Annotated in this window: 20 protein-coding genes; 9 read left to right on the top strand and 11 right to left on the bottom strand. The window is 66.0% G+C overall.

Features of this window, described 5'->3' with window-relative positions:
• Window positions 1-41: 41 nt before the first annotated feature.
• The gene (locus tag AC1DN0_RS13700; RefSeq protein ID WP_441630716.1) at window positions 42-2207 is read left to right on the top strand and encodes an ATP-dependent helicase; all 2166 of its coding nucleotides are present in this window, start codon (window positions 42-44) and stop codon (window positions 2205-2207) included.
• Window positions 2208-2230: 23 nt separating this feature from the next.
• Here the strand turns inward: AC1DN0_RS13700 and AC1DN0_RS13695 are convergent, their stop codons facing one another.
• The 3 genes from AC1DN0_RS13695 to AC1DN0_RS13685 form a co-directional block, all read right to left on the bottom strand.
• Window positions 2231-3547 carry a sigma-54-dependent transcriptional regulator gene (locus AC1DN0_RS13695; RefSeq protein ID WP_441630714.1) on the bottom strand — a complete coding sequence of 439 codons (1317 nt, stop codon included), beginning with the start codon at window positions 3545-3547 and terminating at the stop codon, window positions 2231-2233.
• 8 nt (window positions 3548-3555) lie between these two features.
• Complete coding sequence (locus tag AC1DN0_RS13690) at window positions 3556-5541, bottom strand: sensor histidine kinase (RefSeq protein ID WP_477103635.1); 1986 nt, start codon at window positions 5539-5541, stop codon at window positions 3556-3558.
• Window positions 5542-5623: 82 nt separating this feature from the next.
• Complete coding sequence (locus tag AC1DN0_RS13685) at window positions 5624-6922, bottom strand: dicarboxylate/amino acid:cation symporter (RefSeq protein WP_441630710.1); 1299 nt, start codon at window positions 6920-6922, stop codon at window positions 5624-5626.
• 415 nt (window positions 6923-7337) lie between these two features.
• Here AC1DN0_RS13685 and AC1DN0_RS13680 point away from each other — a divergent pair, with 415 nt between their 5' ends.
• The 7 genes from AC1DN0_RS13680 (at window position 7338) to AC1DN0_RS13650 (ending at window position 13304) form a co-directional block, all read left to right on the top strand.
• Window positions 7338-7658, top strand: a complete 321-nt coding sequence (locus AC1DN0_RS13680; RefSeq protein ID WP_035875798.1) for a (2Fe-2S) ferredoxin domain-containing protein — start codon at window positions 7338-7340, stop codon at window positions 7656-7658.
• A 95-nt stretch (window positions 7659-7753) separates the two neighbouring features.
• A complete protein-coding gene (locus tag AC1DN0_RS13675) occupies window positions 7754-8398 on the top strand; it encodes an alpha/beta hydrolase (protein WP_441630708.1) in 645 nt (214 codons plus the stop codon).
• A 72-nt stretch (window positions 8399-8470) separates the two neighbouring features.
• On the top strand, window positions 8471-9679 hold the full coding sequence (locus AC1DN0_RS13670) for a D-alanyl-D-alanine carboxypeptidase family protein (protein ID WP_441630706.1): 1209 nt from the start codon (window positions 8471-8473) through the stop codon (window positions 9677-9679).
• A gap of 16 nt (window positions 9680-9695) precedes the next feature.
• A complete protein-coding gene (locus tag AC1DN0_RS13665) occupies window positions 9696-10001 on the top strand; it encodes a YbeD family protein (protein ID WP_045236115.1) in 306 nt (101 codons plus the stop codon).
• A 163-nt stretch (window positions 10002-10164) separates the two neighbouring features.
• A complete protein-coding gene (locus tag AC1DN0_RS13660; RefSeq protein ID WP_035875791.1) occupies window positions 10165-11358 on the top strand; it encodes a class I SAM-dependent rRNA methyltransferase in 1194 nt (397 codons plus the stop codon).
• A gap of 495 nt (window positions 11359-11853) precedes the next feature.
• Complete coding sequence (locus AC1DN0_RS13655; protein WP_477145785.1) at window positions 11854-12831, top strand: NAD(P)H-dependent flavin oxidoreductase; 978 nt, start codon at window positions 11854-11856, stop codon at window positions 12829-12831.
• A gap of 35 nt (window positions 12832-12866) precedes the next feature.
• The gene (locus AC1DN0_RS13650; RefSeq protein ID WP_477145784.1) at window positions 12867-13304 is read left to right on the top strand and encodes a YbaN family protein; all 438 of its coding nucleotides are present in this window, start codon (window positions 12867-12869) and stop codon (window positions 13302-13304) included.
• Here the strand turns inward: AC1DN0_RS13650 and AC1DN0_RS13645 are convergent.
• From AC1DN0_RS13645 to AC1DN0_RS13615, 7 genes are all read right to left on the bottom strand, one after another.
• Complete coding sequence (locus AC1DN0_RS13645; protein WP_477145783.1) at window positions 13295-14545, bottom strand: phenylacetate--CoA ligase family protein; 1251 nt, start codon at window positions 14543-14545, stop codon at window positions 13295-13297. The genes AC1DN0_RS13650 and AC1DN0_RS13645 overlap by 10 nt on opposite strands.
• A gap of 87 nt (window positions 14546-14632) precedes the next feature.
• Window positions 14633-15448 carry an ABC transporter ATP-binding protein gene (locus AC1DN0_RS13640; protein ID WP_441630697.1) on the bottom strand — a complete coding sequence of 272 codons (816 nt, stop codon included), beginning with the start codon at window positions 15446-15448 and terminating at the stop codon, window positions 14633-14635.
• 94 nt (window positions 15449-15542) lie between these two features.
• Complete coding sequence (locus tag AC1DN0_RS13635; RefSeq protein ID WP_441630695.1) at window positions 15543-16877, bottom strand: ABC transporter substrate-binding protein; 1335 nt, start codon at window positions 16875-16877, stop codon at window positions 15543-15545.
• 96 nt (window positions 16878-16973) lie between these two features.
• Window positions 16974-18050 (bottom strand): branched-chain amino acid ABC transporter permease, encoded by a 1077-nt coding sequence (locus AC1DN0_RS13630; protein ID WP_035875779.1) that lies wholly within the window; start codon window positions 18048-18050, stop codon window positions 16974-16976.
• A gap of 26 nt (window positions 18051-18076) precedes the next feature.
• A complete protein-coding gene (locus AC1DN0_RS13625; protein WP_035875777.1) occupies window positions 18077-18991 on the bottom strand; it encodes a branched-chain amino acid ABC transporter permease in 915 nt (304 codons plus the stop codon).
• Window positions 18992-19027: 36 nt separating this feature from the next.
• On the bottom strand, window positions 19028-19939 hold the full coding sequence (locus AC1DN0_RS13620) for an ABC transporter ATP-binding protein (RefSeq protein WP_035875775.1): 912 nt from the start codon (window positions 19937-19939) through the stop codon (window positions 19028-19030).
• Between the two features lie 14 nt (window positions 19940-19953).
• A complete protein-coding gene (locus AC1DN0_RS13615; RefSeq protein WP_441630691.1) occupies window positions 19954-21924 on the bottom strand; it encodes an AMP-dependent synthetase/ligase in 1971 nt (656 codons plus the stop codon).
• Window positions 21925-22161: 237 nt separating this feature from the next.
• Here AC1DN0_RS13615 and AC1DN0_RS13610 point away from each other — a divergent pair, with 237 nt between their 5' ends.
• Window positions 22162-22830 (top strand): Crp/Fnr family transcriptional regulator, encoded by a 669-nt coding sequence (locus tag AC1DN0_RS13610; protein ID WP_441630689.1) that lies wholly within the window; start codon window positions 22162-22164, stop codon window positions 22828-22830.
• A gap of 58 nt (window positions 22831-22888) precedes the next feature.
• On the opposite strand, the gene AC1DN0_RS13605 is transcribed toward AC1DN0_RS13610, so the two are convergent.
• Window positions 22889-24433, bottom strand: coding sequence for a methyl-accepting chemotaxis protein (locus AC1DN0_RS13605; RefSeq protein ID WP_477145782.1), 1545 nt, complete (start codon window positions 24431-24433; stop codon window positions 22889-22891).
• Window positions 24434-24803 lie beyond the last annotated feature (370 nt).

Genomic DNA, 24803 nt, shown 5'->3' with positions numbered 1-24803 from the left:
CGCCTGTATGGATATACAGTTACCGGCAGTTTTCCCCGCCCATGCCGGCCAGCGCACTTGCACGCCCGGCATCCCCAAAGGCCCCTGCCGTGTTACTCGATCCCGATCCCAGCGCCGTGCTTTGCGATGCACCCGCCAACAGGCAGGATGCCTGCGCCACGCCCGCCTACCTGTCCACCCTGAACCCGGAACAGCGCGCGGCCGTGACCCACGAGCCCGCCGCGCCGCTGCTGATCATCGCCGGCGCCGGCTCGGGCAAGACCAACACGCTGGCGCACCGGGTCGCGCACCTGGTGCTGGGCGGCGCCGATCCGCGCCGCATCCTGCTGCTGACGTTCTCGCGCCGCGCGGCGTCGGAGATGGGGCGGCGGGTCGAGCGCATCGTGGACCAGGCGCTCGGCATGCAGACCTCCGGCGCGGGCCGCGCCGCGCTGACGTGGTCGGGCACCTTCCACGCCATCGGCGCGCGCCTGTTGCGCGAGTACGCCGAGACGCTCGGCCTGTCGCCCAGCTTCACCATCTGCGATCGCGGCGATGCCGCCGACCTGATGAATGTGGTACGCCATGACCTCGGCCTGTCCGCGCAGGCCTCGCGTTTCCCGCGCAAGGAAACCTGCCTGTCGATCTACTCGCGCGTGGTCAACACGCAGGCCCCGCTGGAAGACGTGCTCAAGCAATGGTTCCCGCGCTATGCCATGTGGACGGATGCGCTGCGCGGGCTGTTCGCCGGCTATGTGGAAGCCAAGCAGAAGCAGCAGGTGCTCGACTACGACGACCTGCTGCTCTACTGGGCGCAGGCCTTGGCCGAACCCGTGCTGGCGCAGGACATGGGCGCGCGCTTCGACCATGTGCTGGTGGACGAATACCAAGACACCAATGCGCTGCAGGCCGCCATCCTGCTCGCGCTCAAGCCCGACGGACGCGGCCTGACCGTGGTGGGTGACGATGCCCAGTCGATCTATGCCTTCCGTGGCGCCACGGTGCGCAACATCCTCGATTTCCCCGGACAGTTCACACCGGCCGCGGACATGGTCACGCTGTCGCAGAACTACCGCTCGACCCAGCCTATCCTGGCCGGCGCCAATGCGGTGATCGGCCTCGCGGCCGAACGCTATACCAAGGACCTGTGGTCGGAGCGCGGCTCGGCCGAGAAACCGGAGATCGTCGTGGTCAACGATGAAGCGGACCAGGCCCGCTACGTGGTCGAGCAGATCCTGGCGCGGCGCGAGGCCGGGCTGGCGCTGCTGTCGCAGGCCGTGCTGTTCCGCGCCGCCGACCACAGCGCGCAGCTCGAGATCGAGCTGGTCCGGCGCAACATCCCCTTCGTCAAGTTCGGCGGCCTGAAATTCCTGGAATCCACGCACGTAAAGGATGTGCTGGCGGTCGTGCGCTGGCTGGAAAATCCGCGYGACCGCATGGCGGGCTTCCGCAGCCTGCAGCTATTGCCCGGCGTGGGACCAAAAACCGCCGCGCGCGCGCTGGACGCGGTGGAAATCGCCACCGAGCCGCTGTTCGCGCTGGAATCCTTCGAGGCACCGCCGGCCGCCGCCGAGGCGTGGCCCGATCTGCTGGCGCTGGCGCGCAGCCTGATGGCGCCGGCCGCGCCGTGGCCCTCGGCCTTCGAGCAGGTGGTGGCGTGGTACCAGCCGCATCTGGAACGCCTGCACGACGACGCTCCCGCGCGCGCGGCCGATCTCCAGCAACTGGAACGAATCGCCGCCACCTACGCCTCGCGCGAGCGCTTCCTGACCGAACTCACGCTCGACCCGCCGGATGCGTCGAGCGACGAATCCGGCGTGCCGCTGCGCGACGAGGATTACCTGATCCTGTCGACCATCCACTCGGCCAAGGGCCAGGAATGGAAGGCGGTCTACGTGCTCAACGCCGTCGACGGCTGCATGCCTTCGGACCTGGCCACCGGCACCACCGAGGAAATCGAGGAAGAGCGCCGCCTGCTGTATGTGGCGATGACCCGCGCCCGCGACCACCTCGACATCGTGGTGCCGCAGCGCTTCTATGTGCACCAGCAGACCGGCTATGGGGATCGCCACGTCTACGCTTCGCGCACGCGCTTCCTGCCCAACCGGGTGATGCCGCTGTTCCACAGCCGCGCCTGGCCGCCGCCCCCGCCGGTCGCGGACGCGCCAGCCAGGGCGCCGTTGCCCAGGCTCGACCTGGCCGGGCGCATGCGGGATATGTGGCGTTGAGCTGCCGTTGACGGCAAGCTGCCCTACAACCCGTAGCGCTTGATCTTGTCGTACAGCGTGGCCTTGCCAACCTGCAGCAGGTCCGCGGCCTGGCTGACCGCGCCGCCGGTGCGCGCCAGCGTATCGGCGATGACAGCACGCTCGTAGTGTTCCATGCGCTCCTTGAGCGGCGTGGAGTCGTCGAGCGCATCGGCGCGCGTGCCGCCCTCGGGCACGCCCAGCACCAGACGGTCGGCGGCGTTGCGCAACTCGCGCACATTGCCGGGCCAGGCGCGCTGCATCAGCGCCTGGCGCTGCAGCTCGGAGAGGATGGGCGCGGGGCGCTGGTAGCGCACCGCCGCCACCAGCATGAAGTGCTCGAACAGCGGCACGATATCCTCGCGCCGCTCGCGCAGCGGGGGCAGCGGGATGGTGACGACATTGAGCCGGTAGTAGAGATCCTGGCGGAACGTGCCTTGCGCCACCAGCGCCTCCATATCCCCCTTTGCCGCCGCCACGATGCGCACATCGATTGCGATCGATGCATTGGACCCGAGCCGCTCCAGCGTGCCCTCCTGCAGCACGCGCAGCAGCTTGACCTGCAGCGCCAGCGGCATGCTCTCGATTTCGTCGAGGAACAGCGTGCCGCCGGAGGCATGCTCGAGCTTGCCCACGCGGCGCTTGCCGGCGCCGGTGAAAGCGCCCGCCTCATGGCCGAACATCTCGCTCTCGAAAATGGCCTCCGGCACCGCGCCGCAATTCAGCGCGACGAACGGTGCGTGATGCCGCGGCGACAAGGCATGCAGGCTGCGCGCCACCAACTCCTTGCCGGTGCCGGTCTCGCCGTTGATCATCACCGGCACGTCGGTGGCGGCCACGTTGGCCACCAGCATGCGCACCTGCTCGATGGCAGGAGAGCGCCCGATGATACGGGTGCCCGCGGCCGGGCCGGCCAGCTCGCGCCGCAGGGCGAGGTTTTCCAGTTCGAGCGCGCGCCGTTCCAGCGCGCGGCGCACGGTCTCGGTCAGGCGGTCGGCACCGAAGGGTTTCTCGATAAAGTCGTAGGCGCCTTCGCGCATGGCCTGCACCGCCATGGTGATGTCGCCGTGGCCGGTGACCAGGATCACGGGTACGCCCGGTGCCGCGTTGCGGCAGTGCTGCAACAGGTCCAGGCCGCTGGCGCCGGTGAGCCGCACGTCCGTCACCAGCACGCCGGGGAATTCCGGCGACAGGTGCGGCATGGCGGCTTCGGCCGAAGGCAGCGCCAGCACGGAGAAGCCAGCCAGTTCCAGGCTCTGCGCGGTAGCCTGGCGTACCAGGGGTTCGTCTTCGACGAACAGGACACGCAATCCGTCTTGCATGGCGATGCTCACTCAGTATGGGTGGGAGAGGTGGATCTTGGCTCCGCGCGGGGCGCGCCACCATCGGGCGCAGGTGCACGCCGCAGCACCACCACGAATTCGGCGCCGCCATCCGGCCGRCCGGCCGCGCTCAGCTGGCCGCCGAACTCGCGCACGATGGAGGTCGAGATGGCCAGTCCAAGGCCGAGGCCCTGGCCGATTTCCTTGGTGGTGAAGAAGGGCTCGAACAGCCTGGGCAAGACGTCGACGGGAATGCCGGTGCCGTTGTCGCGCACCGCGATGCTGACGGTGTCGCCGTGCTCGCTGACCGCCACTTCCACGCACGGCGCGTCCGGCGCAGCGGTGGCCAGCGCATCCAGCGCGTTACCGATGAGGTTGAGCAGCACTTGCTCGAGCTTGAGCTCGTCGGCCCACACCGCAGGCCCGGGCGGTTGCGACAAGCCCTCCACCCTTAGCGTGACGTGAGCGAGCCGCGGCGCCATCAGCGCCAGCACGTGATCCAGCGCGGCGCGCACATGCACCGCGTGGCGGCGCTGGCGCGCCTTGCCGGCGAACAGCTTGAGCTGCCCGGTGATCTTGCCCATGCGTGCCGTGAGATCGGCAATGGCGGCCAGGTTGTCGGTCACCGCATCGAGCTTGCCGCGCTCCAGCAGCACGCGGGTGTTGTCGGAAAAGGTGCGCAGGGCCGCCAGCGGCTGGTTCAGCTCATGGGTGATGCCCGCCGCCATCTGGCCCAGCGCCGCCAGCTTGCTGGCCTGCACCAGTTCGTCCTGTGCCGCGCGCAGTTCGCCCTCGGCGCGCGTGCGTTCGGCCACTTCGGCTTCCAGTTGCTCGTTGATGGCCATCAGGTCAGCCGTGCGCGCCTCCACGCGCCGCTCGAGTTCGTCGTAAGCGGCTTCGAGCAAGCGCCTGCCGTATTCGATGTCGCGCGCGCGCTGGCGGCGCTGGCGCCAGTTGAACAGCAGCAGGCACATGCAGGCATAGGCCAGCGCCGCGCCCACGGTGGCATTGCGCGCGCTCGCCAGCACCGGGTCCAGCGAGGCCATCACCTGCATGGTCCAGTCGGCCGGGCCCACCTTGCGGCTGATCTCGAGGTAACGCTCGGCGCTGCCGCCTGTGCCGATGCGCACCAGCCGCGCGCCCTCGCCCAGCACCGTATGGCCGAGCCAGCGCGTGACCGGCGATTGCAGCGCCTCCAGCGGCAGCGGCTTGACCGCCTGGTCGTGGTACTGGCGCGTGCGGTCCAGCTCCGACTGCAACTCGGGCGGCAGCGGCCGCAGCGTGCGGTATTGCCAGGCCGGAACCGATGAGAGAAAAACCACGCCGTGGTCGTCGCTCACCATCACCGGCTCGGCGCCGCCGGCGCCCGCGCGCTGGAACCACTCCAGGTTGAGCTTGACCACGGTCACGCCCACCACCCGGCTGCCCACCTTCACGGGCTGGGCGATGTAATAGCCGGGTTCGTCGCTGGTGATGCCGATGGCGTAGAAGCGCCCGACCTCCCCGCGCGAGGCGATCTGGAAATAGGGGCGAAAACGATAGTCGGTGCCAACGAAACTGCCCGGCTGGTCATGGTTGCTGGCGGCCAGCGCCACGCCGTTGGCGGCGATCACATAGGTGGCCGAAGCGCGCGCGCGGCGATTGACGTCGGACAGGTAGCGGTTGGCCGCCGCCACCCGCGCGGGATCGGTGGGCGCGGCCAGCAGGTCGTGAACGAAAGGATGAAGCGAGACCAGCGCGGGAAGGAACTCGTAGCGGTCGAGCGTGCTTTCCAGCGTGGCCGCGTAGCGGTCGGCGCGGGTCGCCGTGGTCTGTTGCAGGCCATCGACGCCGCGCTGCACCGAAACCAGCCAGGTCAGCGAGCACAGCGCCAGCAGGCCGATGGCCAGCGCCGCCACAAAGCCTCGCCAGCTTCCGCCGCCATCGCCCGGCGTATGCACCAGGCGGGCGGAAGCGGGATCATGCACGGCGAGGAAATCGTCGGAATGTGGCATCGGCGCATGCGAAGGGACACGCGCCGATGATACCCGCTGGCGGGCGGCGCCGGCTGGCGCCGCCGCCCCGGAGGCCCGGACCTCAGCGGACGCCGGAGCCGGCTTCGGCAAGTTCGGCCGTTTCATCGCCGCCACGGCGTAGCGCGCGGTCAAGCTGCACGCGGTCAAGTTCATGCTCCCACGCCGACATGACCACCGTCGCCACACCGTTGCCGATGATATTGGTCAGCGCGCGGCATTCGCTCATGAAGCGGTCGATGCCCAGGATCAGCACCATGCCCGCCACCGGAATATCCGGCACCACCGCCAGCGTGGCGGCCAGCGTGATGAAGCCGGAGCCGGTCACGCCGCTGGCGCCCTTGGAGGTGATCATCGCCACGCCCAGGACGGTGAGCTGCTGCAGCAGCGTGAGCTCGATGCCGGTGGCCTGGGCGATGAAGAGCACCGCCATGGTCATGTAGATGTTGGTGCCATCCAGGTTGAAGGAGTAACCCGTGGGCACCACCAGCCCCACCACCGATTTGGAGCAGCCCAGGTTTTCCAGCTTTTCCATCAGGTGCGGCAGCGCGGCTTCCGACGAGCTGGTGCCCAGTACGATCAGCAGTTCTTCCTTGATGTAGGCGATGAAGCGGAAGATGTTGAAACCCGTCAGGCGCGCCACCGTACCCAGCACCACCACCACGAAGACGATCGCGGTGAAGTAGAAGGTGCCGATCAGCTTGAGCAGCGGCACCAGCGAACCGAGACCGTACTTGCCGATGGTGAAGGCCATCGCGCCGAACGCGCCAAGCGGCGCCACCTTGGTGATCACATGCACGATGTGGAAGAACACCTTGGATACCTGTTCGACGAAGTCGAACACAATCTTCGAGCGGTCGCCCATCGCCGCCAGCGCCGAGCCGAAGAACAGCGAAATCAGCAGGATCTGCAGGATGTCGCCGTTGGCGAACGCGCTGACCATCGTGTCCGGGATGATGTGCATGAAGAACTCGACCGTGCTCTGGCCGTGCGCCTGCGTCACGTATTGCGAGATCGCCTTGGTGTCGAGCGTGGCCGGATCAATGTTGAATCCGACGCCCGGCTTCAGTATGTGCGCGGACAGCAGGCCGATGAGCAGCGCGAAGGTGGAGATCACCTCGAAGTACAGCAGCGCCTTGCCGCCCACGCGGCCCACCTTCTTCATGTCGCGCATGCCGGCGATGCCGGACACCACGGTACAGAAGATGATCGGCCCGATGATCATCTTGATCAGCTTGATGAAGCCGTCGCCCAGCGGCTTCATTGCAATGCCCGTAGCGGGCCAGAAGTGCCCGAGCACGATGCCCACCGCGATGGCGAATAGCACCTGCACGTACAGGATCTTGTAGAAGGGTTTCCTCATGATGTCGTCCTCGGTATTTTGACCGTGCCCGCCGCCGCAGCGGCGGCAGGTTCGCGCGCCCTGCAAATGGAACGCGTCTGCCTTACTAATCGCAACCGCCGTGCCAGCCCGCCACGCCGCGCCAAGCCCCTGATTTCAAAAGGAAGCTGGCAAAGCGGCCGCGCGTTCACTCCGGCTTTCCGGAAATCCGGAAAATGCGCGTCCGGGGATCCGGACGATCCCGCCCGCGCGGGTGCGCGCTACGCCACCCATGCCGGCGGCACCGCGCCCGCGGCATCGAAGCCGGGGCCCAAAGCGTCGAACCGCCCCGCTTCACACCGTATAATTCAGCCCTTCCACCCATTCCCTAGCGGCCGGCGCGCGCCCGGGGCACCTTTGCCTTGCGGTGCCGCAAGCCGCCGAACGCCCACCACGCATGAGCAGCTACTACGAGCACCATGTTTTCTTCTGCCTCAACCAGCGCGAGGATGGCGGCGCCTGCTGCGCTGACCACAATGCGAAGGCCATGCAGGAATACGCCAAGAAGCGCTGCAAGGCGCTCGGCATCAGCGGCGGCGAAGGGCGGGTGCGCATCAACAAGGCTGGCTGCCTGAACCGTTGTGAACTCGGGCCGGTGCTGGTGGTCTATCCCGAGGCCGTCTGGTACACCTTCGTCGACGAGCAGGACATCGACGAAATCATCGACAGCCATCTGGTGGGCGGCAAGCCGGTCGAACGCCTGATGCTTGATCGCTGACCGGCGGCCACGCAGATACGCAGATACGCTGAACCGATAAGCCGCTGAACCCCGGGCGCAGCCGCGCTTTAGCCAGTCACCCGCTTCCTGTTTCCATGAACGCGCATACCCAGGTACTTACCGTTGCCGGCCCAGCCGGCGCCATCGACATTTCGGTCGACCTGCCCCAGGCCGGCGCCCCGCGCGGCCTCGCGCTGGTGGCCCATCCGCATCCGCTGTTTGGTGGCACCAAGGACAACAAGGTGGCGCAAACGCTGGCGCGCAGTTTCGTGCAGCTGGGATACGCCACCGTGCGGCCGAACTTCCGTGGCGTCGGCGGCACCGCGGGCAGCCACGACAACGGCGTGGGCGAGCAGGACGACCTGCTGGCGGTGATTGCCTGGATGCGCACCCAGGCCGCGTGGTCGCCGGATGCCGCCACGCTGCCGCTGGCGCTGGGCGGTTTCTCCTTCGGCAGCTTCGTGGCAAGCCATGTGGCCCGGCGCCTGGCCGAGGCCGGCACGCCGGCGCAGCGCCTGGTCATGGTGGGGACCGCCGCCAGCCGCTGGGAAGTGGCCACGGTGCCGGCCGACACCATCGTCATACACGGCGAGCAGGATGACACCGTACCGCTGGCAAGCGTGTTCGACTGGGCCCGCCCGCAGGAACTGCCGGTGATCGTGATCCCCGGCGCCGACCACTTCTTTCATCGCAAGCTGCACCTGATCAAGCAGCTCGTCGTCAATGCGTGGGACCAGTGACGGGAGCGGCGCGCCGCCCCGCCATGTCACCGGATGCATTCCCCGCCCCTTTTTTTTGTCGGAAACTGAAACATGTTGAATAGAGCCACGCCGCTTTTCGCGTCCGCCAACACGTCCGCCATCGTCACCGCCGCCATCGTCGGCGCGGCCACGGTACTTCCCGCGGCGCCCGTGCGCGCCCAGGGCGTGCCGATGCCGCAGGTCGCGGCCAAGTCCTGGATGCTGTACGACGTCACCAGCGGCCAGGCCCTGGCTTCGCAGAACGCCGACGCGCGCATCGAGCCGGCCTCGCTGACCAAGCTGATGACCGCCTACCTGGCGTTTGCCGCTATCAAGGAAAAGCGCCTCACGATCGACCAGACCGTGGTGCCGACCACGCTGGTCCTGAAGGTCAAGAGCGACGAATCGCGCATGTTCCTGGAGCCCAACAAGCCGGTGAGCGTGCGCGACCTGCTGCTGGGCCTGATCGTGCAGTCGGGCAACGACGCCGCGCTGGCGCTGGCCGAAGCGGTCGGCGGCTCGGAGGAAGGCTTCGTGGCGATGATGAATCGCGAAGCCCAGCAACTGGGGATGAAGAACACCCACTTCACCAACACCGACGGCATCCCCGACCCGAACCACTACACCACGGCCATGGATCTGGCCACGCTGACCACGCGCATCATCAAGGACTTCCCCGAGTACTACAGCATGTACTCGCAGAAGGAATTCACCTACAACAAGATCCGCCAGCCCAACCGCAACCGCCTGCTCTACATCGACCCGACCGTGGACGGCGTCAAGACGGGCCACACCAAGTCGGCCGGCTACTGCCTGATCTCCTCGGCCAAGCGTCCGCTGGCCAATGTGCCGAACGGTTCGCGCCGCCTGGTCTCGATCGTGATCGGTACCACCACCGAAGCGGTCCGCACGCAGGAAAGCCTGAAGATCCTCAACTACGGCTTCCAGTTCTTCGACACCCTGCGCCTGTACGACCGCGGGCAGGTGCTGGCCACGCCGGAGATCTACAAGGGCAAGGAATCCACCGTCAAGATCGGCGTCAAGGACGAAACGTACATCACCGTGCCCAAGGGCACGGGCGGCCGCATCAAGCCGGTGCTGGAACGCCAGGAACTGCTGCTGGCCCCGATCGCGGCCGGCCAGCAGGTCGGCACAGTCAAGCTGATGGACGGCGCCACCAAGGTGGCCGAATTCCCGGTGGTGGCGCTGGAAGACGTGCCCGAGGCAGGCTTCTTCGGCCGCCTGTGGGATACCATCCGCCTGTGGTTCAAGCGCAAGTAAGCTGGAGGGCCTTGAAATGAGCAACGACAATTCCGACCAGGGCAAGCCGGGCAACGTCCCGCCGCGCGAGTCGCTGATCGAGTATCCCAGCCATTTCCCCATCAAGGTGATGGGAAGCATGCAGGATGGCTTCGCCGAAGCCATCGTGACGCTGGTGCAGGGCTTCGATCCCGACTTCCACGCCGGCAAGATGGAAATGCGTCCCTCGAGCAAGGGCAACTACCTCGGCCTGACCGTCACGGTATGGGTCACCAGCCGCGAACAGCTCGACGACCTGTACCGCGCGCTGACTTCCCACCCGATGGTGAAGGTGGTGCTGTAAGCGGTTGGACGGTGTAGCGGCCGGCCAGCTTGCCGCAATCCTCCCGCCATGCACTGCGTGGCGCCCCTCTCCCCCTGAGGGGTGAGGGGGTAACAACAATCAGGCACTTCGGACCGGGTTGGCCTATCCGCCCGGCTTCGTCTGGCGCCAAAAACAACAAACCATGAACACCATCACCCTCAAGCCCGGCAAGGAAAAATCCCTGCTGCGCCGCCACCCCTGGGTCTATGCGACCGGCGTGGACACCATCGAAGGCCGTTGTGAATCCGGCAGCACCGTGATCGTGCGCGCCGCCGACGGCCGCTTCCTGGCGCGCGGGGCCTACAGCCCCAGCTCCCAGATTCGCGTGCGGGTGTGGAGCTTCGACGAAAGCGAGCCGGTCGATCACGCCATGTTCAAGCGGCGCGTCTCCGCCGCCGTCGCCCATCGCAAGCAGTGGGTCAGGGACAGCGACGCGGTGCGCCTGGTGTTCGGTGAGGCCGACCGCCTGCCTGGACTGATCGTCGACTACTACGGCAGCGGCGCGAACGGCCAGCTGGTGTGCCAGTTCAACGCCGCCGGGGTCGAAGCCTGGAAGGACGCGCTGGTGCAGGCGCTGGTCAAGGAAACCGGCTGCCCCAACGTGTACGAGCGCTCCGACGCCGCCGTGCGCGAACGCGAAGGCCTGCCGCTGGTGACAGGTGTGCTGGCTGGCGCCGAACCCGATCCTGAACTCAGCGTGACCGAACACGGCGTGCGCTACTACGTGGACGTGCGCAGCGGCCACAAGACCGGCTTCTATGTCGACCAGCGCGACAACCGCAAGCTGGTGGGCGACCTCGCCAACGGCCGCGAGGTACTCAACTGCTTCTGCTACACCGGCGGCTTCTCGCTGGCGGCGCTGCGTGGCGGCGCCACCGCGGTGACCTCGATCGACTCCTCCGGCGAAGCACTCAAGACCGCCGCTGGCAACGTCACCCTGAATGGCTTCGACCCCGAGCGCGCGACCTGGCTCGATGCCGATGTATTCAAGTCGCTGCGCCAGTTCCGCGCCGAAGGCCGCCAGTTCGACCTGGTGGTGCTGGACCCGCCCAAGTTCGCGCCCTCCGCCCAGCACATCGACCGCGCCGCACGCGCCTACAAGGAAATCAACCTGGTCGGCCTGCAGTTGCTGCGTCCGGGCGGCCTGCTGTTCACCTATTCGTGCTCGGGTGCGATCAGCATGGAGCTGTTCCAGAAGATCGTGGCTGGCGCGGCTACCGACGCCCGTGCCGACGCGCGCATCCTGCGCCGCCTCTCGGCCGGCACCGATCACCCGATGCTGGCCGCCTTCCCCGAAGGCGAGTATCTCAAGGGCCTCCTGCTGGAAAAGATCTGAAATCCGGCCGCCTCGGCCAAGGACGAACGGCGCCCGAGTGCGCCGTTTTTCATCGGCAGGCCAGGCGCGCGCAACGGTCATCCCGACTTCACGCGAGCGTCTTTGGTTCGTCACAAACGCCATCTATAGTCCGGTGTGCGGACGCGGCATTGGCAGGTGCCCTTCCGCCTCTTCCTATCAGTCTTCGTGGTAGTTGGCCCCGCGGCGTAGCGGGGTTTTTTTTGCTCCCGCCGTTTGTCGGCGACGAAGCGATGAGCCGTCAACGGAAGGACATCACAGGGCACGCCATGTGCATCCGCCAAGTGGCTGCGTCCAGTGCCGCCATGGCCAGGCCGCCCGGCTTCGCCAATGCCGCCGGTCGTCTATGGTGAAGAGAGAGCGATCGCCCCGGCGTAGATTGCCCCTTCTAACGCCCGCAAGCCGAAACTCCCTATAATCGAACGATCGTTCATATCCAGGGCGCCACCGGCGCCCGTACGTGGTCCAGGAGACGCCATGCCCGCCGCCAAACAACTGCCCCAGGTCCTGCAAAACCTGGCGCTGCCCGTGATTTCCTCGCCGATGTTCATCGTCAGCTACCCCGAGCTGGTGCTGGCGCAGTGCAAGGCCGGCATCGTCGGTTCCTTCCCCGCGCTGAACGCGCGCCCGGCCGAGATGCTGGGCGAGTGGCTCACGCAGATGGAAGAAGAACTCGCCAGCTTCCGCGCCGCCAATCCGGACAAGCCGGTGGGACCCATCGCGGTCAACCAGATCGTGCACGTCTCGAACGCGCGGCTGGAGCACGACATCAAGGTGTGCGTGGACCACAAGGTGCCGATCTTCATCACCTCGCTGCGCGCGCCGCCCAAGGAGATGATCGACGCGGTGCACAGTTATGGCGGCATCGTGCTGCACGACGTCATCAGCATCCRCCACGCCGAGAAGGCGATCGAGGCCGGCGTGGACGGCCTGATCCTGGTAGCGGCCGGCGCCGGCGGGCATGCCGGCACGCTGTCGCCGTTCGCGCTGGTGGGCGAAGTGCGCAAGATCTTCGACGGCGTGATCGCGCTGTCGGGCTCGATCGCCAACGGCGAATCCGTGCTGGCCGCGCAGGCCATGGGGGCGGACTTCGCCTATGTGGGCACCCGTTTCATCGCCTCGCAGGAAGCCCACGCCAGCGAGACCTACAAGCAGTCGATCACCACCTCCGCCGCGGCCGACATCATCTACACCAACCTGTTCACCGGCGTGCACGGCAACTACATCCGCGAGAGCATCGAGGCGTCGGGGCTGGATCCCGAGAACCTGCCCGTGGCCGACAAGACCAAGATGGACTTCTCCAGCGGCGCCTCCAAGGCCAAGGCATGGAAGGACGTGTGGGGTGCCGGCCAGGGCGTGGGCCAGATCCACGACATCCCCACCGCCGGCGAAATCGTGGCGCGCATGAAGGCCGAGTACAACGAGGCCCGCGCCCGCCTGGGACTGGCGGTCTGAGCGCAATGCCCCCGCCCGGCACCGCCGCAGCCGGCATGACCCTCGGCCGCAGGCAGCGGGCGCTGCGCGCGATATGGGTGGTGCTTGGCATGCTCAGCCTGCTGCTGGGCATTGCCGGCATCTTCCTGCCGGTGCTGCCGACCACGCCGTTCGTGCTGCTGGCCGCCGCCTGCTTCGCGCGCGGCTCGGAGCGCTTTCACGCACGGCTGCTGGCGCATCCGCGCTTCGGCCCGCTGGTGCATGACTGGCAGGTGCACCGCAGCGTGCCGCTGCGTGCCAAGTGCCTGGCCATCGGGATGATGTGGCCGTCGATGGGCATCACCGCGTGGCTGATGCGCGAGCGCCCGCTGGCGTCGCTGGCGCTGGTTGCCACCGCGGCGGCCGTCAGCGCGTGGCTGCTATGGCTGCCGACGCGCCCACCGGGCGGCCATGCTGCGCCGCCCGAACAAACTGGCGATCGCRCTCAGTCGTAGCTGCGCGCGTCCTCGATCACCTTGCCATCCTGCGGCAGCGAACCCGCTGCCACGAAGCGCACTTCGCCACGCAGGCGCATGACTTCGCGCAGCGATTCGCCGATGGCCTGGCCCAGGCTCGCATCCTCGCGGGTGGCATCGCAATGCAGGGTCATCACGTCGGCGCCAACGCTGCCCGTCACCACCAGGCGCGCGGCGCGCACCTCGGGATGGCGCCGCACCACCTCGCCCACCTGGCCGGGATGCACGAACATGCCCTTGACCTTGGTAGTCTGGTCGGCGCGTCCAAGCCAGCCCTTCAGGCGCAGGTTGGTTCGCCCGCACGGGCTGGCGCGCTCGCCCGAACCGGCCACGAACGCCGACAGGTCGCCCGTGCCAAAGCGGATCAGCGGATAGTCGCCGTTGCCGAGCACGGTCACCACCACCTCGCCGGTCTCGCCCTCCGGCATCGGCTGCGTGCCACCCGGCTCGACGATCTCGACCAGCACGTTCTCGTCCACCACCCAGCCATCGCCGCCCTGAGTCTCATAGGCAATCAGGCCCACATCGGCGCTGCCATACATCTGCTGCACCCGGATGCCGCGCTCGCCGAACCACGCGCGCAGCGAGGGCGGCAGCGCCTCGCCGGACACCAGCGCCTTGCCCAGGCTGCGGCAAGGCAGGCCGAGTTCGTCGCCTTTCTCCAGCAGCAGCCTGAGAAACGATGGTGTGCCCGCGTAGGCCGCCGGCTGCAGGCTGGCCAGCGCCTGCACCTGTGATTCGGTCTGGCCCACGCCGGCGGGAAACACGCAGCAACCCAGGCGATGGGCACCGGTTTCCATCATCATGCCGGCTGGCGTGAAGTGATAGGAGAAGGTGTTGTAGACCAGATCGCCAGAACGGAAGCCCGCCGCGAACATGGCGCGCGCGATGCGCCACCAGTCGGCGTCGTGCCCGTCCGGCTCGTTGATCGGCCCCGGCGACTGGAAGATATGCCGCAAGCCCCCCAGCGGGGTCGCATTGAGCCCGCCCAGCGGCGGCATCGCCTTCTGCCGCGCCGTCAGCTCGGACTTGCGCGTCACCGGCAGTGCCGCCAGCGCCGCGCGGGAATCCAGCGCGAGCGGATCCACATCGCGCAAGACCYCGGCAAAATAGGGGGCATGCGCCTTGGCATGCGCGACCTGCCGCGACAAGGCCGCCAGCAAGGCCTGCGAGCGGACTTCAGGGGCACGGGTTTCGAGCGAATCGAAGTGTTCGGACATGGTGCGTAGTTCGCGTAGTAGTCGCGTGATGAACCGCGTGAGGCAGCGCTCACCGATCGGCGTTGTGTTTAAGACCGAGTGCCCTTCTCAGGCCAGCCAGCGCTTGCGGCGGCGATAGCTTTTCACGTCGCGGAAAGAACTCCGCCCGCCGCCCTCGCCGTCGTTCGCCGCCACGCCCAGGTAGAACTCCTTCACATCCTCATTGGTGCGCAACGCCTCGGCCGCGCCATCCATCACCACGCGGCCGTTCTCCAGGATGTAGCCGTAGTCGGCATAGCGCAGCGCCACCATGGTGTTCTGCTCGGCCAGCAGGAAACTGACCTTCTCGCGCTGGTTGAGGTCGCGCACGATCTCGAAGATCTCCTCGACGATCTGCGGCGCCAGGCCCATCGACGGCTCGTCGAGCAGGATCATGCTGGGCTTGGCCATCATGGCCCGGCCGATCGCGCACATCTGCTGCTCGCCGCCGGAGGTGTAGCCCGCCTGCGATTTGCGGCGCGTCTTCAGGCGGGGAAAGTACGCGTAGATGCGTTCCAGCGCATCGCGCGTCTCGCTGCGCGACAGGCCGCGCGTATAGGCGCCGGTCAGCAGGTTTTCTTCCAGCGTCAGGTGGGCAAAGCAATGCCTCCCTTCCATCACCTGGATGACGCCGCGCTTGACCAGCTCGTTGGGCGTGAGCCGGTCGACCCGGTTGCCGCGATATTCGATCGAGCCCTTGGTGACGTCGCCGCGCTCGGCATGCAGCAGGTTGGAGATGGCCTTGAGCGTGGTGGTCTTGCCCGCGCCGTTGGCGCCCAGCAGCGCCACGATCCGCCCTTCCGGCACGTCGAGCGAAACGCCCTTGAGCACCAGGATGACGTGGTCGTAGATGACTTCGATATTGTTGACGGACAACAGGCTCATGATGCGGCTCGGTTGGTGGTTCCTGGCTGGCTTCATCCCCGCTCCCCCGTGCGCGGGAGAGCGGAGTCAACAACAAACGCCTCGCGGCGCCCGCTCAAGACTTCATGCACGTAGGCGAAATGCCCTTCTCTTTCGCGAACTGCGCGGCACTCGCCTTGAACAGCGGATGGATCAGGTTCTTGTTGCCTTCGATCCAGTCCGACACCACCACCCACTTGGTGCCATCCCACTGCTGGATCTTCACCTTGCCCGAACCCTCGTGGTTGTCGCAGCTGGTCTTGATCTCCGGCAGCAGGCCGGTCGCGCCCAGTTGGGCAAGTCGCGCGTTGGTCAGGTTCAGGTTCTCGAAGGCCCAGCGCATGTCATCGCCGCTCATGACCTTGCCCTTGCCATACTTGGCCTGCGCCACGCGGATCGCTTCCACCGTCACCACCGCGGCGGACACGCCGCGGTTGTAGAGCACCGAGCCGACCTTGTTGCGGTCCTGCATATTGCCCTTGCCGGCGCCGTAGACCACCTTGTCGATATCGGCGATCACCGGCACGGCCTTGCCGGCCACGTTCCAGGTCGCGCTCATATAGCCCTTGGCTGCGTCACCGGCGGGCAAGGTGTCTTCCTCGGAGCCAGCCCACCAGGAGCCGACCATCTTGTCGCGTGCGAAGCCCACCTTCTGCGCGGCCTTGAGCGCGGTCTGGTTCATCACGCCCCAGCCCCAGAAGATCACGTAGTCGGGATTCTCCTGGCGGATCTTCAGCCACTGCGCGCCCTGCTCGTTGCCGGGGTGCGCCACCGGGATCTCGACGAGGTTGAACTTGCCGAGCTTGGCTTCGGCCTCCAGCGCCACGATCGGCTCCTTGCCATAGGCCGAGTCGTGATACAGGTAGACGATCTTCTTGCCCGCCAGCGAGCCGCCGCTCTTGGAGGCCAGGTACTTGACGATGGCCGAGACCTGCATCTGGTAGGTGGTGACCAACGGGAAGGCATAGGGGAACACCGAGCCGTCGACCGCATCGGTACGGCCATAGCCCATCATGACCAGCGGCACCTTGTCGGCCGCGGTCTTGTCCACCAGCGCGTAGGAAATGCCGGTCGACATGGTGTGATACGCGGTGCCCTTGCTGGCGGCGCTCTTGCTCTTGAGCCGCTCATAGCACTCCACGCCCTTGGCGTTGTTGTACTCCGTCTCGCACTCTTCCCATGAGAGCTTGACGCCATTCACGCCGCCTTCCTTGAGGTTGACGTAGTTAAGGTAGTCGACGAAGCCGCCGTAGAAGGACTGTCCGTTGGCGCCATAAGGGCCGACGCGATAGCTGGGCAATGCGATGAACTGCTCGCCGCTTTGCGCCTGCACCGCCAGCGGCGCCAGCAGCGCCGCGGACGCTCCCACCGCCAGGGCAATGCGCTGCAGATTGCGAATCAGGATGGTCATGACTGTCTCCTTCACCTTGGCAGGTGTGTGTTTGTTATCGAATACCCGTTTGTTTGATCCGGCCTGGAAAACGTCAAAGCGTCAGTGCGTTGGTACTTAATGGGGGAATGGCCACAGCCGCAGCTTCTCCTTGGCGATCTGCCACAGCCGCGCGAGACCGTGCGGCTCCACGACCAGGAAGAAGATGATCAGCGCGCCGAACACCATCAACTGGATATGCGACACCGCGGCATTGGTAAAAGGCAGGTGCAGCAACGCGGCCAGCGGCGGCAGCGCGTTGTCCAGGAAGATCGGCAGCAACAGGATAAAGGCCGCGCCCAGGAAGGAGCCGAGGATGCTGCCCACGCCGCCGATGATGATCATGAACAGCACGCGGAAGGACAGGTCGAGCGAGAAGCCGTCGGGTTCGACCGAGCCCAGGTAGCAGAACGCATAGAGCGCGCCGGCCACGCCGCAGTAGAACGAGCTGACGGCGAAGGCCAGCAGCTTGGTGCGCATCAGCGGAATGCCGATCACCTCGGCCGCCACGTCCATGTCGCGCACCGACATCCATGCGCGCCCGGTGGACGAGCGCACCATGTTCTTGGCGGCGATGGCCAGCACCGTCACCAGCATCAGCACGAACAGATACTTCTTTACCGGGGTGTCGATGGCGATGCCGAACAGGTTCAGTTGCTGCGCGGTGATCACGCCGGAGGAACTGTTGTTGGAGAACCAGGGAAACTTGGTCAGCGCCCACACCACGAAGAACTGCGCGGCAAGCGTCGCGACAGCGAGGTAGAAGCCCTTGATGCGCAGCGACGGCAGCCCGAAGGCGACACCCACCAGCGCCGCCGACAATCCCGCGAGGATGAAGGTCAGCAGCACCGGCAGCCCTTCGATGCGCAACTGGAAGTTGTAGGCGGCATAGGCGCCCACGGCCATGAAGGCCGCCGTGCCGAGCGAGAGCTGTCCCGCGTAGCCGGTCAGGATATTCAGCCCGAGCGCGGCCAGCGCGAAGATCAGGAACGGGATCAGGATGGCCGAGAACCAGTATTCCGAACCGGTCAGGGGAATCGCGATGAAGGCCACCGCCATCAGCACCGCAAAGCCGATGCGGTCCTGGCGGATGGGGAAGATCTGGCTGTCGGCCAGGTAGCTGGTCTTGAACTGGCCGGATTCACGGTAGAACATGGGTTGTCTCCTGGGGCAAAGGCCGGTCAGACACGATCGATATGTTTCTCACCGAACAGCCCCTCGGGCCGCACCAGCAGGAACAACAGCGCAAACACGTACGGGAACCAGCCCTCGATGCCACCGAAGTTGCCCCCGAAGGCGGACTGAAAAACGGGCGGGATGTAGATCTCGGCGAGCTTCTCCGAGGCACCGATGATCAGGCCACCGACGATGGCGCCCGGCACCGAGGTAAAGCCGCCGAGGATCAGCACCGGCAGCGCCTTGAGCGCCGTCAGCGTCAGCGCGAACTGCACGCCATTGCGCGAGCCCCACAGCATGCCGGCCACCAGCGCGACGAAGCCCGCCACGCCCCACACGATGGCCCAGATATGCTGCAGCGGAATCCCCAGCGACAACGCGGCCTGGTGATCGTCAGCCACGGCGCGCAGCGCGCGGCCCACCTTGGTGTACTGGAAGAACAGGGCCAGCGTGCCCACCAGCAGGCCGGCGATGCCCGCCGCCGCCAGGTCGAACTTGGACACCACGATATTGAAGCGCGTCAGGATGGATTCGATCGGCTCGTCGACGATGCCAAGGTTGATCGGGCGGACTTCATTGCCGAACAGCAGCGGCCCCAGTCCTTCGAGGAAGAAGGACAGCCCGATGGTCGCCATGAACAGCGTGATCGGCGGCTGGTTGACCAGCTTGCGCAACACCAGGCGTTCGGTGCTGATGCCCACCACCACCATCACGCCAAACGCGCCGATCACCGCCGCCCACATCGGCAGGCCCTTGTCCATCAGCCCGACCACCGCCAGCGCGGCGAAGTAGACCATCGCGCCCTGCGCGAAATTGAATACGCCCGACGCCTTGTAGATCAGCACGAAGCCCAGCGCCACCAGCGAGTACATCAATCCCGACAACAGGCCGCCGATCAGGATTTCAAAGAAGAACGTCATGGTTATCCTTGTATCGTTCCGTGCGTTGCGTCTGTGTCAGTGACCGGCGCCGAGGTAGGCGCGGATCACGTCCGGGTTGGCCTTTACCGCCTCCGGCGTGCCGTCGCCGATCTTCTTGCCGTAGTCGAGCACCACCACGCGGTCGGAGATATCCATCACCACGCCCATATCGTGTTCGATCAGCACGATGGTGGTGCCGAACTGGTGGTTCACGTCCAGGATGAAGCGGCACATGTCCTGCTTCTCCTCCACGTTCATGCCTGCCATCGGCTCATCGAGCAGCAGCATGGAGGGCTCGGCCGCCAGCGCGCGCGCCAGCTCCACACGCTTTTGCAAACCGTAGGGCAGGCGTCCCACCGGCGTCTTGCGGATGGCCTGGATTTCAAGAAAGTCGATCACCTCTTCGACCTTCTGACGGTGGCGCATTTCCTCGTTGCGCGCGGGGCCCCACCACAGCGCATTGGCCAACAGGCCGCTGCGGAACCGGGTATTGCGCCCCGTCATGATGTTGTCGAGCACGGTCATGCCCTTGAACAGCGCGATGTTCTGGAAGGTGCGCGCGATGCCCTGACGGGCCGCGGCGGTGGGATGCATCTTGCGCCGTTCCTCGCCGCGGAACACGATGCGGCCCTGCTGCGGGTGATAGACCCCRTTGATCACATTGAGCATCGAGCTCTTGCCCGCGCCGTTGGGCCCGATGATGGCGCGGATCTCATGCTCGCGCACATCGAAGGAGATATCGGTCAGCGCCTTCACGCCACCGAAGGACAGCGAGATATGCTGCAGGTCGAGTATCACTTCGCCGGCCTGCCGCGCCTGCGCCTGCGCATGCTCGGCCTGCACACCGCCTTGCAGCTCCGCCGTGGCTCCCGCCACCGCGGACGCACCGCTCCACACCGGCTGGCCGTCGCCGCCGCGCTCTACGCCTTTCCATGCCATTTGCGTCATCCTCCCGCCCCTGCTCATGCCGCGCGTGCCGCGCCGGCGGAGGCCGGCGGGATGCGCTTCACGTCAACCAGCTTCAGCGTGGCCGATACACTGCCCTCGCGGCCATCCTCGAACTTCACGCGCGTCTCGATAAACTGCTCCGTCTTGCCGGCGTACAGCGCCTCGACCAGCACGCCGTACTTCTCGGCGATGAAGCCACGCCGCACCTTGCGGGTGCGCGTGAGCTCGTCATCGTCGGGATCCAGTTCCTTGTGCAGGATCAGGAAACGCGAGATCTGCGAGCCGGCCAGCATGGCATCGGTGGCGAGATCGGCATTCACCTGCTCGACGCACTCGGCGATCATGGCGATCACTTCCGGCTGCGCGGCAAGATCGATGTAGCCCGCGTACGCCAGGTGGCGCCGCTCGGCCCAGTTGCCGACCGCTTCGAAATCGATATTGATGAAAGCGCACACGCTGTCGCGGCCAGTGCCGAATGCCACCGCTTCCTTGATGTACTGGAAGAACTTGAGCTTGTTCTCGATGTACTTGGGCGCGAACATGGCGCCGTCCGACAACTTGCCCACATCCTTGGCGCGGTCGATGATCTTGAGATGGCCGTCGGCATCGATCACGCCCGCGTCGCCGGTCATGAAGTAACCATCGTCGTTGATCGCCTCACGGGTGGCATCGTCGCGCTTGTAGTAAGCCTTCAGCAGCCCCACGCCACGCACCAGCACCTCGCCGTTGTCGGCAATGCGGATCTCCATGCCCGGCGCGGCCGGCCCTACCGAATCGAACTTGACGTTGCCGTCCGGCTGCAGGCAGACATAGGCGCAGGTTTCAGTCTGGCCGTAGAACTGCTTGAGATTGACGCCGATCGAACGATAGAAGCGGAACAGGTCCGGCCCGATCGCTTCGCCCGCCGTGTAGCCCACGCGGATGCGGCTCATGCCCAGCACATTGCGCAGCGGCCCGAAGATCAGCGCTTCGCCCGCGGCGTAGCGCAGCCGGTCGGCCAGCGCCACCGGCTTCCCGTCGAGGATGTCGGTGCCGCAGCGGCGCGCCACGCCCATCGCCCAGTGGAACAGCTTGCGCTTGATCCAGCCCGCGTCTTCCATGCGGATCATCACCTGCGTGAGCAGGTTTTCATAGATGCGCGGCGGCGCGAAGTAATAGGTGGGACCGATCTCGCGCAGGTCGGTCATCACCGTCTCGCGCGATTCCGGGCAATTCACCGTAAAGCCCGCCGTCATGGCCTGCGCGTAGGAGAACAGGTTGTCGCCGACCCACGCCATCGGCAGGTAGGACAGCACATCGTCCTTCGCGGTCAGGCCGTCGAAAGCGCAGCCGTTGCGCGCCGAGCCGATCAGGCCGTGGTGCGAATGGCACACACCCTTGGGCTTGCCGGTGGTGCCGGAGGTATAGAGGATGATGGCGGTGTCGTCGGGCGCGCCCGCGGCAACGGCCTGATCAAACAGGCCCGGATTGGCGCGATCGAATTCACGGCCGATTTCCTGCACGCGCTGGTACGACATCAGCGCCGGATGATCGTAGTCGCGCAGCCCGCGCGGGTCTTCATAGATGATGTGCCGCACCTTGCGGCCCTGCGCGGCGAGTTGCTCCTCCACTTCGAGCAGCTTGTCCACCTGCTCCTGGTCCTCGACGATGGCAAAATCGATCTCGGCATCGTTGAGCACGTAGATCATCTCGCCCGCGATCGCGTCCTGGTACAGCGGCACGGGCACGCCACCCAGTGCCTGCGCCGCGCACATGGCCCAGTACAGGCGCGGCCGGTTGTCGCCGACCACCGCCAGGTTCATGCCGCGCGCAAAGCCCAGCGCGGCCAGTCCGCACGCCAGCGCACGAACCTCCTGCGCGGTCTGCGCCCAACTATAGGTTTGCCAGATTCCGAGATCCTTCTCGCGGTAAGCCGGGCTTTCCGGCCGCTGCTGCGCATGCGCAAGCAGCAGGCGCGGGAAGGTCGTCGCCGACGGTTCCTGCATCGCTGTCTCCTGTCCCTCCGAGGCGGGGATCCGCCACCGGTGTCAAGCCTGCTTCCGCTGGTTATACTTGGCCTGTTCTGCCCGGCGCGGATTCTGCCGCAGCGCAACAAGTCCTTCGTGCCTTGTCCTGGCGCGCACTCGCGGTTGGTGTGATCGTAAGATAGTGCATGCCATTTCCCCCGGTTGTCACGCCGATGACAATTCCGGGTTAATCCCTACGGGAAGGTTTTCCAGCTCATGCTCAACGATTTTGTCGACCGCTGCGTGTGGGCAGCCGACCTCAGTCCGGAACAACGCGACGTGGTCCGCCGCGCCATGTGCGTGCGCGAATATAGCCAGGGCGACTACGTCTGTCACAAGGGTGACAAGGCCGAGCACTGGCTGGGGGTGCTGGAAGGAATCGTCAAGATCACTACGGTGTCGCCTTCCGGCAAGTCGGTGACATTCACTGGTGTGCCTACCGGCGGCTGGTTCGGCGAAGGCGCCGTGCTCAAGGGCGAGATCCGCAAATACGATGTGATGGCGCTGCGGCGCTCGCGGATTGCTTTTCTTCCGCGCGAGACTTTTCAGTGGTTGCTGGATACCAGCCTGCCGTTCACGCGGTTCCTGCTGACGCAGTTCAACGAGCGGCTGGGTCAGTTCATTGCCGCCGTGGAATATGAACGGCTGCTCGATATCGATTCGCGGGTGGCGCGCGCGGTGTCGTCGCTGTTCAACGAGCACCTGTACCCTGGCCTGGGGACCACGTTGGAGATTTCGCAGGAAGAAATCGGCCTGCTGGCGGGCATATCGCGGCAGCGGGCCAACCAGGCGCTCAAGGTGCTGGAGCAGCAGGGACTGGTGAAGGTCGACTATGGCGTGATCGAGGTATTGGACCTGGAAGGGCTGCGGCAGTACGGCGAGTAGGACCGCCGCGCCCCTCGCGGCCACCTTGCGCCACGACCCGCTGCGGTTTGTCGCGCAATCAACGGAATACGCCGACCGCCTCCACCAGCCGGTTGGCCTGCTGTTTCAGGCTCTGTGCGGCGGCCGCGCTCTGCTCCACCAGCGCCGCGTTCTGCTGGGTGATGCGGTCGAGGTCGCCGATGGCATCGCCAACCTGGCTGATGCCCGCGCTCTGCTCGGACGTAGCCAGGCTGATCCCGGCGATCAGGTCGGAGACGCGCCTGACCTGGGCCACGATGTTGTCCATGGTCTGGCCGGCGTCGTTGACCAGTTGCGCCCCCGAGTCGACCTTTTCCACGCTGGCGCCGATCAGCGCCTTGATCTCCTTGGCCGCGCTGGCGCTGCGCTGGGCGAGCCCGCGCACCTCACCGGCCACCACCGCGAAACCCCTGCCCTGTTCCCCCGCCCGCGCGGCTTCCACCGCGGCATTCAGCGCAAGGATRTTGGTCTGGAAGGCGATGCCGTCGATCACGCCGATGATGTCGGCGATCCGTTTCGAGCTACTGCTGATTTCCTCCATGGTCGCCACCACCTGCGACATCGCCTTGCCGCCCTTGGCCGCCTCGGTGCTGGCGGAGCCGGACAGCGCGTTTGCCTGGGCCGCGGTCTCGGCATTGCTCTTGACCGTGGCCGTCATCTGCGTCATCGACGACGCCGTATCCTGTACGTTGGATGCCGCCTGCTCGGTGCGCTGACTCAGGTCGCTGTTGCCCTGCGCGATCTCGCTGCTTGCGCCTTGCACGTTCAGCACCTGCTCGCTCACGTCGTCGATCAGCCAGCGGAACATCAGGCCAAGCTGGCTGATCGTGCGCAGGGTCATGCCGATCTCGTCCACGCGGTCCATATGCTCGACCTGCTGGCTTTCGCCTGACGCGACGCGCAAGGCCTGTGCCATGACCCGCTCCAGCGGCCGCGAGATCTGCGCCTCCAGCCAGCCGGAGACCAGCAGCAACATGGCGGCAACGATGCCGCTCAGGCCGGCCAGCGGCATCCCGCGCATGCCAAGCGCCGCCGCGCCAATGACCAAGGCCGGCAGCAAGGTCGCCAGGGCGCCGCGGATGCGCCAGCGCACCGGCATGGTCTTGAAGGCCGACGCCCACCGCTTCCAGCCGCCCTGAATGATCAGGCCCTTGTGGAAACGCCGCTGACCCGCACTGCCCTCGCGAAAGTCCTGGTAGAGCCGGGCGGCGGCGTCAATCTCCTCGCGCGATGGCCGCGTGCGCACCGACATGTACCCCACCGGCTTGCCGTTGCGCACCAGCGGCATGGCATTGGCGCGTACCCAGTAGTGGTCGCCGTCCTTGCGCCGGTTCTTTACCAGCGCCGTCCAGGGCTCGCCGCCCTTGAGCGTGGCCCACATGTCGGCGAACGCCTCGGCCGGCATATCCGGGTGCCGCACGATATTGTGGGGCTGACCCTGGATTTCCTCGCGCGTGARGCCACTGACATCGACGAAGGCCGCGTTGGCATAGGCAATGCGACTGCTGGTGTCGGTGGTCGACATCAGCGTCGCATTCTCAGGCAGTTCGTATTCGCGCTGCGAGACGGGTTGGTTGTTGCGCATAAAGATTCCCCATCGGTTTTCCAAAGCACGCGACGCACAGGCAGTGCCACGACTGCGGCGGCGCGTAGTGCATTTCAGCGTTTACGGAAATGTCTATACAAAGCTTTAGCGATTAGGGACAAATTAAGACATTCACCCAGTTTCAGCTGGATCGAAATTGATTCCACTCAGTGTTAATTGGCTTTATCGCCGCCAAAGGCTTGACAATATTTTTTAATACGATCGTTCTATTTAACGCCTGTTGATACCGATTCTTGTTTGAAAATTCAAGCAGACAGCAAATCGTCAGGAACCGGAAGGGGCATGGTTCATTGATCACGACATGCTGGAGAACCGGCAGGCAGGGGCGTTCCGCAAACGAAAAAAAACT

Source organism: Cupriavidus sp. 05N39, assembly GCF_056397325.1.
This window is presented reverse-complemented; position numbering and strand designations above follow the sequence as displayed.

What these genes read in the sequence shown, in the direction of transcription:
- AC1DN0_RS13685 (WP_441630710.1), bottom strand. Translation starts at nt 6,922, where the DNA reads ATGAGGAAACCCTTCTACAAGATCCTGTACGTGCAGGTGCTATTCGCC.
- AC1DN0_RS13695 (WP_441630714.1), bottom strand. Translation starts at nt 3,547, where the DNA reads ATGCAAGACGGATTGCGTGTCCTGTTCGTCGAAGACGAACCCCTGGTA.
- AC1DN0_RS13630 (WP_035875779.1), bottom strand. Translation starts at nt 18,050, where the DNA reads ATGTTCTACCGTGAATCCGGCCAGTTCAAGACCAGCTACCTGGCCGAC.
- AC1DN0_RS13675 (WP_441630708.1), top strand. Translation starts at nt 7,754, where the DNA reads ATGAACGCGCATACCCAGGTACTTACCGTTGCCGGCCCAGCCGGCGCC.
- AC1DN0_RS13635 (WP_441630695.1), bottom strand. Translation starts at nt 16,877, where the DNA reads ATGACCATCCTGATTCGCAATCTGCAGCGCATTGCCCTGGCGGTGGGA.
- AC1DN0_RS13640 (WP_441630697.1), bottom strand. Translation starts at nt 15,448, where the DNA reads ATGAGCCTGTTGTCCGTCAACAATATCGAAGTCATCTACGACCACGTC.
- AC1DN0_RS13610 (WP_441630689.1), top strand. Translation starts at nt 22,162, where the DNA reads ATGCTCAACGATTTTGTCGACCGCTGCGTGTGGGCAGCCGACCTCAGT.
- AC1DN0_RS13660 (WP_035875791.1), top strand. Translation starts at nt 10,165, where the DNA reads ATGAACACCATCACCCTCAAGCCCGGCAAGGAAAAATCCCTGCTGCGC.
- AC1DN0_RS13615 (WP_441630691.1), bottom strand. Translation starts at nt 21,924, where the DNA reads ATGCAGGAACCGTCGGCGACGACCTTCCCGCGCCTGCTGCTTGCGCAT.
- AC1DN0_RS13680 (WP_035875798.1), top strand. Translation starts at nt 7,338, where the DNA reads ATGAGCAGCTACTACGAGCACCATGTTTTCTTCTGCCTCAACCAGCGC.
- AC1DN0_RS13670 (WP_441630706.1), top strand. Translation starts at nt 8,471, where the DNA reads ATGTTGAATAGAGCCACGCCGCTTTTCGCGTCCGCCAACACGTCCGCC.
- AC1DN0_RS13665 (WP_045236115.1), top strand. Translation starts at nt 9,696, where the DNA reads ATGAGCAACGACAATTCCGACCAGGGCAAGCCGGGCAACGTCCCGCCG.
- AC1DN0_RS13625 (WP_035875777.1), bottom strand. Translation starts at nt 18,991, where the DNA reads ATGACGTTCTTCTTTGAAATCCTGATCGGCGGCCTGTTGTCGGGATTG.